Genomic DNA, 12727 nt, shown 5'->3' with positions numbered 1-12727 from the left:
TCCGTGGACGTACGGACGGCGGCGGCCGGTTGTACGGACATCCGGACCCGCTGACCAGCCCGTACGGGGATGAGCGCACACGGAGACCGTACGGTGAGGCAGAATCGACACAGGCCGTTCATACGCCACGGCCAAAAGATCACAGAGATCACCGAGCTCACACCGACCTGAAGGCCCCATGCCCCCCACGCTCGCCTCGCTCGTCCACCACTCCGCGCTCAAGCTCACGGTGCGTGCGGGCGAGGACCGCCTGGACGTGCCCGTCCGCTGGGCCCATGTCAGCGAGCTCGCCGACCCCGTGCCGTACATGGAGGGCGGGGAACTGCTGCTGATCACCGCGCTCAAGCTGGACGCGGACGACCCCGAGGTCATGCGGCGGTACGTGAAGCGGCTGGCCGGCGCCGGGGTTGTCGGGATCGGCTTCGCCGTCGGGGTCAACTACGACGAGATCCCGAAGGCCCTCGTCGACGCGGCCGAGGAAGAGGGACTGCCGCTCCTCGAAGTGCCCCGGCGCACCCCCTTCCTCGCCATCAGCAAAGCCGTGTCCGCCGCCATCGCAGCGGACCAGTACCGTGCCGTGACGGCGGGGTTCGCGGCACAGCGCGAACTCACCAAGCAGGCCCTGAACGACGGCCCCGAGGGGCTGCTCACCGCACTCGCCGGACAGGTCGACGGATGGGCGGCGCTCTACGACGCGTCCGGCGCCGTCGTCGCCGCCGCACCGGACTGGGCGGGACGCCGCGCCGCGCGGCTCACCCCGGACGTGGAGCGGCTGCGCGAACGGCCCGCCCCCGCGAGCTCCGTGGTGGGCGGGGAGGACCGCGTCGAACTGCACTCCCTCGGAACGGGGCGCCGGCCACGCGCCGCCCTCGCCGTCGGAACCGCCGGCGCCCTCGGCACCGCCGAGCGCTACGCCGTGCACTCGGCCATCGCCCTGCTGACCCTGACCACCGAACGCTCGCGGTCCCTGCACGCCGCCGAGCAGCGGATCGGCGCGGCCGTGCTCGGCATGCTGCTCGCCGGGGAGTCCGACCACGCGCGGGCCGTCGCCGGGGACCTCTACGGCGAACTGCTCGACGCCCCCTTCCGGCTGATCATCGCGGAGTCGGTGTCCGGGTCGGCCGGCCGCGCGCACGCCGACGGGCACGCGCGGGTGGGCGCCGCCGCGCCCTCGAAGACCGCCGCCGCCCTGCCCGGCGTCCAGGGCGATCCGCTGGGCGGCTTCGCGGAGGCCGTCGAGTCCGCCGCGGTGCGTTCGGGGGAGTCCGTGCTCGTCGTGCCCGACGGGGAGCGACTGGTGGTGCTCGCCGTGGACGGCGGCGCCGCGGTCGCGGCCTGCGGGGAGTACGCCGCCGGACTGGAGTCCGCGCGGGCCCTCCCCCGCGAGCCCTCCGCCGGGGCCGCGGGCGACGAGGACGAACTCGTCGTCGGGCTCTCGGCCCCCGCCGGACCGATCGCCGCCCGCGCCGCCTACAAGCAGGCCGAACAGGCCCTGTCCGTCGCCCGGCGGCGGGGCAGGTTCCTCGTCGAGCACGAGGAGCTGGCGGCCGGGTCCGTACTGCCGCTGCTCGCGGACGACGCCGTGCGGGCGTTCGCCGACGGGCTCCTGCGGGCCCTGCACGAACACGACGCCACCGGCCGGGGGGACCTCGTCGCCTCGCTGCGGGCCTGGCTGTCCCGGCACGGGCAGTGGGACGCGGCGGCCGCCGACCTGGGCGTCCACCGGCACACGCTGCGCTACCGCATGCGCAGGGTCGAGGAGATCCTCGGCCGCTCCCTGGACGACCCGGACGTGCGGATGGAACTCTGGCTGGCCCTGAAGGCCACGGCGACACCGGGGGAGTGAACGGGTTCCGGGCGATTGGGCTGGTTCGCCCCGGAGCACTCCGGCTCACCGCGTTCCTGACAGCCGGAGATCCCGCCCGGAGGGCGGAGACCCGGGGCGGCGGTCCGGAACGGCGGTCCGGGGCGGCGGTCGCGCGGTGACCGGGCACGGCTGACCTGTGGGGGCCCGGGTCGGCGGCCGGGGTCGGCGGCCCGGGTCGGTGGCCCGCTTGTCCCGTCGGGCGGCATCCGCGGCGATCCGGCCCCCGGACCCTCACCGATCAGTCCAAACCGGCGCACCCGGCCCCCCGACTGTTACGCGTCGGACAAACGACCCGTGCTGGTCGCGGCCCTACCGTGGTCGGGAGAGCAGCACCAGCAGGAAACCAGCAGGAACACCCCCATCGTCACCCCTTACGGAAGGGCCGGGACTCGCACATGCCCCAGGAAAATGTTGTGGGGGCCACCCACGCCTTCTGGCTCGCCGGCCGCCAGGCCACCGGTGAGGCCACCTTCGACGTCACCTCGCCGTGGGACGGCCGCCTCGTCGGCCAGGTCAGCGTGCCCACCGAGGCCCAGGTCGAGGAAGCCGTGGCCGCCGCGTACGCCGTACGCGACGAGTTCGCCGCGACCCCGGCCCACGTGCGCGCCGCCGCCCTCGACCACGTCTCGCGCCGACTGGCCGAGCGCACCGAGGAGATCGCGCAGCTCATCTCCGCCGAGAACGGCAAGCCGATCAAGTGGGCCCGCGGCGAGGTCGGCCGCGCGGTGTCGGTGTTCCGGTTCGCCGCGGAGGAGGCCCGCCGCTTCAACGGCGGCGAGGCGCAGCGCCTCGACACCGACCTGGGCGGCCAGGGCCGGCTCGCCCTCACGCGCCGCTTCCCCAAGGGTGTCGTCCTCGGTATCGCGCCCTTCAACTTCCCGCTGAACCTGTGCGCCCACAAGGTCGCCCCGGCGATCGCCGCGGGTGCCCCGATCATCCTGAAGCCGGCGCCCGCGACCCCGCTGTCCGGCCTGATCCTCGGTGACCTGCTGGCCGAGACCGACCTGCCGGCCGGCTCCTGGTCGATCCTCCCGGTCGCCAACGACAAGATGCCCGCCCTGGTCCAGGACGAGCGCCTTCCCGTCATCTCCTTCACCGGTTCCGAGACGGTCGGTTACGCGATCATGGACTCGGTGCCGCGCAAGCACTGCACCCTGGAGCTGGGCGGCAACGGCGCGGCCGTCGTCCTCGCCGACTTCGCGAGCGACGCGGACCTCGACTGGGCCGCGACCCGGATCGCGACCTTCTCCAACTACCAGGGCGGCCAGTCCTGCATCTCGGTGCAGCGCGTGATCGCGGACGCCGCGGTGTACGAGCGGCTCCTGCCGCGCATCGTCGCCGCCGTCGAGGCCCAGGTCACCGGTGACCCGTCCGACGACAAGACGGACGTCGGCCCGCTGGTCAGCGAGGCCGCGGCCGAGCGCGTCGAGTCGTGGGTGGACGAGGCCGTCGCGGCCGGCGCCACGCTGCTCACCGGCGGCAAGCGCGACGGCGCGTCCTACGCCCCGACCGTCCTCGCCGACGTTCCGGCCGACGTCACGATCTCCTGCGAGGAGGTCTTCGGACCGGTCCTGACCGTGCAGAAGGTGGACGGCGAAGCCGCTGCCTTCGAGGCCGCCAACAACTCCAAGTACGGCCTCCAGACGGGCGTGTTCACGCACGACCTGCAGACCGCGTTCCGCGCGCACCGCGCCCTGGAGGTGGGCGGCGTCGTGATCGGCGACGTCCCGTCCTACCGCGCCGACCAGATGCCGTACGGCGGCGCCAAGCAGTCCGGTGTCGGCCGCGAGGGCGTCAAGTTCGCGATGGACGACTACACCTACGAGCGCGTGCTCGTGCTGACGGGCCTCGCCCTCTGACGAAGACCCACCCGAGGCCGCCGGCCCGAGCCCACTGTGCGGGGGCTCGGGCCGGTGGTGTTTCCGGCGTCCTGACCTCCGAGGATGTCGGATTGAGTTCGCACCGCAGGCGGGCGGGCCCGCGATGCTCGCCCGCCTGCCGGGGCCCTCAGCTGCCCGTCTTCCGCGTCAGGGGGTCGCGCCGCTCGGTGACGGCACGATGGCGGGGTCAGGCGCCGGCGTCGGTCGTGGTGGGTAGCTGATGTGCATGACGCGTACAAGTGCCCCTGGTATGAGGACACACACCGCGTCGGAGCGCGTGCGTGGGATGTCACCCGGTCCGGTCCAGGCGATCGGGCGCTGGAGGACAAGGTCGCGCCGTGCCGGGTCCGGATCTGTCGACACGTAGCGTACGTAGCCTTCCACCAGGCGCCCGTCGGAGAGTTCGACGGCGATGAAGGGCTTCAGCGTCTTGTCCGGGCCGGCCCGGTAGGTGAGGGCGTGCGCGGCCACGGTGCCGTCCCGCAGCCCGGCGCCCGTGCGCTTGGGTGACATCCGTCCGGCGCACAGCCCGGCCAGGACGCTGAGTGCCAGGCTCAGCGACATGGTCAACAGCCCGGCAACGATCCATGACCAGGGACGGTCTTGGAAGTCGGCTGACGCCTTCGGGAGGGCGTCGAGCGGAACGAGGAAGCTGACGACTTCCCCGGCGAGCAGCGTCAGCAGCAGTCCGGTGCAGGTCGCCAGCGCACCGACGCTGAACAGCTGAACGACTTCGATCGTCGACGACCGTGTGTCCTGCGGACGGTAGCGGCGCAGTGCCTGGTGGAACGCGAACCCCGGCGTCATCGCGGCAAGGAGGATCACCGCGGCGATGACGCTACTGGGCATGCGGCTGTCCCTGAGAGCCTGGTTCCCCGGACGGGGTAGGCGGCGCACCGGTCACGGCCGGCGGCAGCTCGGCGTCGGGTTCGTCGGCGAGGTCCTCCACGACGAACTGCCGGTCGTCAAAGCCGAACTCGTCCTCCCAGTCCTCGATGCCGGGCTCACCGGAGGCGTCGAGCCCAGGCGTGTACGGGGGTTGGGGGTGCTCGGTCGCCATGGGGAGTGTCCTTCCGGTTCAGAAGCGAGGGTGCGATGGTGCGGTGCTGGTGGCTTTCAGGGCCGGTGCGGGTCGTCGAATGTCGTGGTGAGGCTGACCAGACCGGCCCACAACCGTGGCGGCACCGGGCCGACTTCGGCGCGGAACTGCCGTTGGGCGGCACGCAGGGCCGTCGAGGGCGGGACCCCCTCCGCGAGAAGCCGGTAGAGGATGGCCAGGATGCGGGCGGTGGGGTGGCTGTACCGGGGGTTCTTCGCCCTGCCGTCCGGTAGCGGGAAGATCCCGCCGATGACCGTCTCAGCGCCCCGGCACAGGGCGACGGTCGGGATGCCGAGTGGGTCCGTGCCCCGGCGCTCGTCGAGTTCGGCGGAGAGACATGCGTTGATGAGGAAGGTTCGTGGGAAACGAAGCGTGAGCATGCGGGCAGCCGAAAGCTGGGTTTGTCGGTCCAGGCGTAGCGCATGGGCGAGTCCGGGGCTGTCGTTTCCGTGCACGGAGGCGGCACCGAGCGAGAACCCGGCCCCGTTCGGGCCGAGTACTGCCAGCAGCTCGGAGGGTGTTCGGGCATGGACCACGCCGGTGCCGTACGCGGCATCGAAAGCGCCGCGTTCGAGGTCCAGCCCCTCGGCATCGACGCCGGCGAGGTAGGTGAAGGCGCGGTTCCCGGCGGGGCCGGACTCCCCAGGCGCCTCGGCCGCACCCGGGGCCGCGCTGTTGGCGAGGGACAGGCTGGGCAGCATGGCCAAGACCGCGCGGTCCAGCACGTAGCCTTCCGGATCGTCCGGTTCGACGCTCAGCGCGGCCCAAGGCACCCGCCACAGAAGCGAGTCGGGGACGACCAGCAGTTTGGGCACTGCCTCCGCGGGGGTGGCGCAACGCAGCAGATCCAACAGGTCGGGAGGCAGCAGGAGCCGGGCCAGGGTCGCCCAGGGGGCGATGTCTCGGCCGGTCAGGTGGCGGAAGCGGGCTGTCGTGCGCCAATCGGGAGCTTCGGCGCGGACCTTCTCCGTGTCTGCGACGTCCGGCGGAGCTTGGGAGGGCGCGGGACTCGTCGGGCCCTGGCGCAGTTCCTCGATGCCGGTGATCTCGCCGAGCAGTACCCCAGCGGCACCCTGGACCGGGTGCAGGAACGGATGCTGCGTACCGTCCGGATCGGTCCATAGCCCGGCGATGCAGCTCATGCTGTCGTTGCGGACGAGTCGCACGTGCAGGACATGGCTGTCCCAACGCCTCGCGTAGGCGCGCGGGTCTTCCTCCTGCCCCTCGTCCTGTGCGCTCAGCGCCCACCGGAACCGTAGTGAAACCAGCGTTTCCAGGCGTTCATACGCCTGCGCCACCTGTCGTTGCCCGGTATTCGCAGACGAGGTCGACGCCTGTACTTCGGCGGCCCGCGTCGCCCCTGGTGCCATCGTGCCCTCGGCACTGGCGAGAGTGGTCAGCAGCCCGACGATCTCGGCCATGCCCTCCTGCTCCATGTCGTCAGGTGCCCGCAGGATCAATTCGCCTCTGAGCATGCGGCGCAACGCGGTCCGGTTACCGAGCTCCAGAAGCGACGCGAAGGCATGCACGGCGTTCTGGTCACCACGGAGGTGGAGTGTGTGGGCGGTGGCGTACGCAGTGAACTCATGCTCGCTGTAGAGGTCGACAAAGAAACTCTGCGCGTCGCGCCAGCCCCAACCGGCGCGTAGTTCGGCGACGCCGCGCATCATGGCCAGGTAGGCGTCGAGGGCCTCCCGGTCGTCGCCGTGGGCGTGCGCCACGAGCGCGGTGGTGATCAGGTGACGCACGCGAACGGGCAGAGTGCAGTCGTCGTGCGTCAGCACTCGAGAGGCTTCGGCGGTCCAACGAGCGGCGTCCTCGGTGCGATTCTCGGCGAGTGCCATGATAGCGAGCAGGTCACACGCGCTCGCGTGCTGCGGTCGGCAGCGCCACTTGGCGGCGAGCTTGCGCGCGATCATGGCGTGTTCGATCGCGGCGGGGATGTCGTCGGTGTCCAAAGCGATGTTGCAGAGATAGAGCTCGGCGCGCACCCGGCTGAGACGGTACATGTACCCTCCGCCGACCTCCAGGGCCTGTGTCAGAGTGCGGTGGGCGTCCTCCTTTCGACCCATCATGAACTGGATCTTGCCGAGCTTCTCCAGCGTTTCGGATCGCGTGGAACGGTTTGCGCCCTGCTCGTGGTGGCGGACCGCGACGACCGCCTCCCGTTCGGCGGTGGGCAAATCACCCTGCGCCATGGCGATGTCGCTGCGCAAGAGTGCCACGTTCGCGACCAGCAACGGATGCCGCGCCAAGTCCGGGTGATCGGCAACGGAGTCGATCAGCTCGCCGGCGGCGGCGAGATCGCCGGCCTCTCCCAGTTCCATCGCCCGCTGGAGCCGACGGGTCAGGGGCTCCAGGCGCACGGCATCGCGCCGGACCGCGCCGATGCCGACCATGGCTCCTTGTCGGCTCTGCCGCACGGCGGGGACGAGGAGGATGGCAAGCAACACGACAAGAAGCACGACCGGCGGATACCACGCACCACCCATGAACGCGCGGGAGACGAGATACCCGAAGAGCGCTGCACCGGCACACGCCTTCCACGAAAACCGAACGGGTGCCTTCTCGGCAGGTGTCTCCCGCTGCCTGTCCGCCTCTGTCACCGCGCCCCCTCCCGCCCGCTGCGTGCCGGGGCGTTGGGCAGCGAGCTTACGGATATAGAGCGACGAGAGGGGCGGAATCGGTAAAAGCGTACTGCGGCGAACGGTCCGGCAAACAGCGACTCGACAGGGCCGTTGCCCCTGTTGGCTGAGCCTTCGTCAACTTCGAACGGGCTGGTCAGAAGGTATGGCGTGGTGTTCGGCCGGTGTGCTTGTGCTGGTCGCGGGCGGACGCCTTGGATCTTGATCATCCGTCAGCGGTTGACTTCGAGGTGGGTGGGGACGAGCAGGGCACGCAGGAGAGCGCTGGTGCGGGGCCTTGCTGACTCGCTGCCCAGTCGCGAATGGGTAGCGGGCGCGACCCCACCCCTTGCTCCGCAGCGGGACGCGGGAGTCGCGGCCGCCGGATGGGCTCGGCAGCCATAGTGCCGAGCCCACCTGGGATTGTGGGTCCCGGTCTCCTTGAGATAAGTCCTCTCTTCCTCCCGCGTTCCCACGGCAACACGGGAGAGGAGGCGGCGGGCAGTTGCCTGCCGCCGAGGAAGCGTTCCCGCGACGAGCGGCTGCGGTGTTTCCGCTCGGCGAGGTGTCCGCGACCGTGTCCGGTGCGGGCACGTCGGACCTGACCGAAAACGGCGTGTCTAGTGACAATCGTTTTCAGCTAACGTCGTCGGAGAGGGGGCCCGGCACCGATGCCTTCCGGTGCCGGGCCCCTGTGCCGGTTTCTCCGGACCCTCAACCGGAGAAACCGACGTGCGCGAGCCGGACCCGGCCGCGCAGTCCGATGCGGACGTCGTGCACGCCCTCGGCGGTGAACGCGCCGGTGAGGGTTCGGTAGTCGTAGACGCCACCGGTCCCGCTCACCCGGAGTTCCGCACCCAGCTCGCCGTCCAGTGAGACCTCGACCACGCCCTCGCCCGCCACCTCGACCGCGACACCCGTGACGCCCGCTCCGAAGTCGCAGCCCAGGTAGAGGAGTTCACCCGCGTCGCCGTCCGACGGGGTCACCGCGTCGCCCGTCGTCCTCGTGCGGTCGACGATCGCGGTGCCGCGCTGCTCGTCGAAGTCGGCTGCCTCCAGACCCCGTTCGCGCATCGGGCGGAACACGCCCGGCTCGCCGTCGAGTTCGAGGGTCGCGGACAGGCGGACGTCCTCGCTGGACGCCCCGACCAGCAGCTCGTACGGGCCCGGCTCAAGGCGTCGGCGGCCCTGTGCCACGTCCCAGAACTCCACGGCCCCCACCGTCAGCCGGCCCTCGCCGCCCGCGAGTTCCAGGGTGCTCGCGGTGTCCTCCGGCGCGTCGAGCAGCGCTCCGGGCAGCCCTTCGAGCAGGGGGCCGCCGAGCCGCGCACGGACCCGCACGGCATCGGGACCCCACGGCTCGATCCGGACGGTCTCCGTGCGGCCGCTCCACTCCAGCGCACCGTCCCGTTCACGGAACGTGCCGACGGTCGGGGAGGACTGCGCGAGGCTGACCTGGGGCTGGATGGCGGTGGACTGATTCACGTGGATGCTCCTGAAGCGGGGTCCTGAAGCGGGGTCCTGAAGGCGAGGTGCTGAGGCGGGGGCGTGCGGCGGGGTACGGACAGGGCGGCGCGGGCGAAGCGGAGCGCGCGGTGAGGCGGACACCGGTGCCCGGCGGGGCATGCGGGATCCGTGAAGGAGGCGCCGGCGTGCGCGCCCCGGCGGGAGGCCGGATCAGGGCGCGGCCGGCGCCGGCCCCGTGCTCGCCCGTACCGTCAACTCGGGTGCGAGCAGGACGACTTCGTCCTTGCCGCGGCCGTCGAGCTTGGCGATCAGATGCTCGACGGCATGGCGGCCCATGTCCTGAGCGGGGATGGCGACCGAGGTCAGCCGCACCGAGGCCTGGGTGGCCACCTGGTCCGGGCAGATCGCGATCACGGAGACGTCCTCGGGGACGGCGAGACCCTTCTGGCGCAGCAGCGCGAGCAGCGGTTCGACCGCCGACTCGTTCTGCACGACGAAGCCCGTGGTGCCCGGGCGTTCGTCCAGGATGCGGGCGAGGGTGAGGGCCATCGCGTCGTAGCCGCCCTCGCAGGGCCGGTGCAGCACGCGCAGCCCCAGCTCCCGGGAGCGGGCGCGGAGTCCGTCGAGCGTCCGCTCGGCGAAGCCGGTGTGCCGTTCGTAGACGGCGGGCGCCTCACCGATGACAGCGATGTCACGGTGGCCGAGCAGCGCCAGATGCTCGGCGCACAGCGCGCCCGTCGCCCCGAAGTCGAGGTCCACGCAGGTCAGACCGGCGGTGTCGGCGGGGAGCCCGATAAGCACGGACGGCTGGTCCGTCGCGCGCAGCAACGGCATCCGCTCGTCGTCGAGTTCGACGTCCATCAGGATCATCGCGTCGGCGAGCCCGCTGCCGGTGACCCGGCGCACCGCGTCGGGCCCCTCCTCGCCGGTGAGCAGCAGGACGTCGTAACCGTGGGTCCGGGCGTTCGTGGCCACCGCGATGGCGATCTCCATCATCACGGGTACGTACATGTCGGTGCGCAGCGGAACCATCAGCGCGATGATGTTGGACCGGTTGCTCGCCAGGGCGCGGGCGCCCGCGTTCGGGTGGTAGCCGAGTTCCTGGATGCTCCGCTCGACCCGCTGCCGGGTGGTCGCGGAGATGGACCGCTTGCCGCTGAGGACATAGCTCACCGTGCTCGCCGAGACTCCGGCGTGCTGGGCGACCTCGGCGAGGGTGACCATCCAGCTCTCCCAGCTTTGTGAAGCGCTTCGACAGTGCGCGCGGTACCGATAGGGGCGACTCAGGGTGGCTCGACACTAGCTCGGTGGAGGAATCGTGTCCATAGTCTGTCGAAGCGCTTCGACAGTCATTTCCCGGCAGGGGCGGCAGTGATGTCCCGGCCGCGGCGCGACGGCGAGCCGGGCCGTGATGCGACGGCGACCCGGGCCGCGCTGGGGCGGTGTGCCCCGACCGGGGCCAAGCGGTGATCCCGGCCGGGCGGAGCAGCGATCCCCGGCCGGGGTGGAGCGGTGATTCCCGGCCGGGACCAAGCAGTGATCTCCGGCCGGAGCGGAGCAGTGAATACCGGCCGCGACGCACCCGCGGCCGCCGGTCCTCGCTTCCCCCGTTCGGCGCATCCCGACGGTCCCCCGGAGCAGGCCTCCGGCGCAATACCGGCGGCCGGTTCGCGGGGGAGCGCATCGGGCCGAACGCTGCGCGAGGACTGGTGGGGTCATCCGTATTCGGGTAAATACGATCGAGTAGAACCGGTCGGTAATGGACTGTCCCAAGATCCCTATTCGCGGCGAGGTGAGCCTCATGTCCGCCACACCCCACAAGCCCACAGTCACCGAACGTGAGGCCCGACAGGTCGCCGAGGCCGCGCGCGAACAGGACTGGCGCAAGCCCAGTTTCGCGAAGGAGCTCTTCCTCGGCCGCTTCCGGCTCGACCTGATCCACCCGCACCCGCTCCCGGCCGACGAGGACACGCTGCGCGGCGAGGAGTTCCTGGCCAAGCTGCGGGACTTCTGCGAGACGAAGATCGACTCCGCCCGGATCGAGCGCGAGGCGAGGATCCCGGACGAGACCATCACCGGGCTCAAGGAGCTCGGCGCGCTCGGCATGAAGATCGACACGAAGTACGGGGGCCTCGGCCTCACCCAGGTCTACTACAACAAGGCCCTCGCCCTGGTCGGCTCGGTGAACCCGGCGCTCGGCGCGCTGCTGTCCGCCCATCAGTCGATCGGTGTGCCCCAGCCGCTGAAGCTCTTCGGCACCCAGGAGCAGCGGGACACCTTCCTGCCGCGCTGCGCCCGTACCGACATCTCCGCCTTCCTGCTCACCGAACCGGACGTCGGCTCCGACCCGGCGCGGCTCGCCACGACCGCCGTTCCGGACGGCGACGACTACATCCTCGACGGGGTGAAGCTCTGGACGACCAACGGCGTCGTCGCCGACCTCCTCGTCGTCATGGCGCGCGTCCCGAAGTCCGAGAACGGCAAGGGCGGCATCACGGCCTTCGTGGTGGAGGCCGCCTCGGAGGGCGTCACCGTCGAGAACCGCAACGCGTTCATGGGCCTGCGCGGCCTGGAGAACGGCGTCACGCGCTTCCACCGGGTGCGGGTGCCGGCCGCCAACCGCATCGGACCCGAGGGGGCGGGCCTGAAGATCGCCCTCACCACCCTCAACACCGGCCGGCTCTCGCTGCCCGCGATGTGCGTGGGCGCCGGCAAGTGGTGCCTGAAGATCGCCCGTGAGTGGACGTCGGTGCGTGAGCAGTGGGGCAAGCCGGTCGCCCTCCACGAGGCCGTCGGCTCGAAGATCTCCTTCATCGCGGCCACCACCTTCGCGCTGGAGGCCGTGCTCGACCTGTCCTCGCAGATGGCCGACGAGAGCCGCAACGACATCCGCATCGAGGCCGCCCTCGCGAAGCTGTACGGCTCGGAGATGGCCTGCCTGATGGCCGACGAACTGGTCCAGATCCGCGGCGGCCGCGGCTTCGAGACGGCCGCGTCGCTGGCGGCCCGCGGCGAGCGCGCGGTCCCCGCCGAGCAGCTCCTGCGCGATCTGCGCATCAACCGCATCTTCGAGGGCTCCACGGAGATCATGCACCTGCTGATCGCCCGGGAGGCCGTCGACGCCCACCTCTCCGTGGCCGGCGACCTCATCGACCCCGACAAGTCCCTCTCCGAGAAGGCGAAGGCGGGCGCGAACGCGGGTGTCTTCTACGCCAAGTGGCTGCCGAAACTGGTCGCGGGCGCGGGCCAGCTCCCGCGCTCGTACAGCGAGTTCGACCACGACGTGGATCTCTCCCCGCATCTGCGGTACGTCGAGCGCAACGCCCGCAAGCTCGCCCGGTCCACGTTCTACGCGATGTCGCGCTGGCAGGGCCGGATGGAGACCAAGCAGGGCTTCCTGGGCCGGATCGTCGACATCGGCGCCGAGCTCTTCGCGATGAGCGCGGCCTGCGTACGGGCGGAACTGCTGCGCACCAAGGGCGATCACGGACGCGAGGCCTATCAGCTCGCCGACGCCTTCTGCCGTCAGTCCCGCATCCGTGTCGAAGAGCTGTTCGGACGCCTGTGGACGAACACCGACGACATCGACCGCAAGGTCGTCAAGGGTGTCCTGTCCGGCACCTACACCTGGCTGGAGGAAGGCGTCCTGGACCCGTCGGGCGAAGGTCCCTGGATCGCGGACGCCACCCCCGGCGCGAGCACCCGGGAGAACCTGCACCGGCCGATCCGCTGACGATCGCCCCGCGAAGGCGCACGGGCCCGCCGACGGCCGGCCCGTGCGCGGCCGGCC

Annotated in this window: 8 protein-coding genes; 3 read left to right on the top strand and 5 right to left on the bottom strand. The window is 71.3% G+C overall.

The features are described from left to right. Nucleotides 1-178 precede the first annotated feature (178 nt). The gene (locus tag ACFYYF_RS32380; protein WP_388781029.1) at nt 179-1846 is read left to right on the top strand and encodes a PucR family transcriptional regulator; all 1668 of its coding nucleotides are present in this window, start codon (nt 179-181) and stop codon (nt 1844-1846) included. Between the two features lie 434 nt (nt 1847-2280). Beyond that, nucleotides 2281-3726, top strand: a complete 1446-nt coding sequence (locus ACFYYF_RS32375; protein ID WP_388781028.1) for an aldehyde dehydrogenase family protein — start codon at nt 2281-2283, stop codon at nt 3724-3726. A 168-nt stretch (nt 3727-3894) separates the two neighbouring features. Here ACFYYF_RS32375 and ACFYYF_RS32370 read toward each other — a convergent pair whose 3' ends face one another. The 5 genes from ACFYYF_RS32370 to ACFYYF_RS32350 all read right to left on the bottom strand — a co-directional run bounded on the left by ACFYYF_RS32370 (nt 3895) and on the right by ACFYYF_RS32350 (nt 10161). After that, nucleotides 3895-4596, bottom strand: a complete 702-nt coding sequence (locus ACFYYF_RS32370; RefSeq protein ID WP_388781027.1) for a DUF6338 family protein — start codon at nt 4594-4596, stop codon at nt 3895-3897. Further along, nucleotides 4586-4807, bottom strand: coding sequence for a hypothetical protein (locus ACFYYF_RS32365; protein ID WP_388781026.1), 222 nt, complete (start codon nt 4805-4807; stop codon nt 4586-4588). Before ACFYYF_RS32365 ends, ACFYYF_RS32370 begins: the two co-directional genes overlap by 11 nt. Nucleotides 4808-4863: 56 nt before the next feature. Further along, on the bottom strand, nt 4864-7452 hold the full coding sequence (locus ACFYYF_RS32360) for a CHAT domain-containing protein (protein WP_388781025.1): 2589 nt from the start codon (nt 7450-7452) through the stop codon (nt 4864-4866). A gap of 732 nt (nt 7453-8184) precedes the next feature. Then, the gene (locus tag ACFYYF_RS32355) at nt 8185-8955 is read right to left on the bottom strand and encodes a carbohydrate-binding protein (RefSeq protein WP_388781024.1); all 771 of its coding nucleotides are present in this window, start codon (nt 8953-8955) and stop codon (nt 8185-8187) included. A gap of 192 nt (nt 8956-9147) precedes the next feature. Beyond that, nucleotides 9148-10161: a LacI family DNA-binding transcriptional regulator gene (locus ACFYYF_RS32350; protein ID WP_361683000.1), complete on the bottom strand. Its 1014-nt coding sequence runs from the start codon at nt 10159-10161 to the stop codon at nt 9148-9150. Between the two features lie 577 nt (nt 10162-10738). On the opposite strand from ACFYYF_RS32350, the gene ACFYYF_RS32345 reads away from it, so the two are divergent. Continuing rightward, nucleotides 10739-12670: an acyl-CoA dehydrogenase family protein gene (locus ACFYYF_RS32345; RefSeq protein WP_388781023.1), complete on the top strand. Its 1932-nt coding sequence runs from the start codon at nt 10739-10741 to the stop codon at nt 12668-12670. Nucleotides 12671-12727: the final 57 nt, after the last annotated feature.

Source organism: Streptomyces sp. NPDC001914 (assembly GCF_042891215.1).
GTDB lineage: Bacteria > Actinomycetota > Actinomycetes > Streptomycetales > Streptomycetaceae > Streptomyces.
Note: the sequence above shows the minus strand (reverse complement) of the source record. Positions and strands in the feature narration are given on the sequence as shown.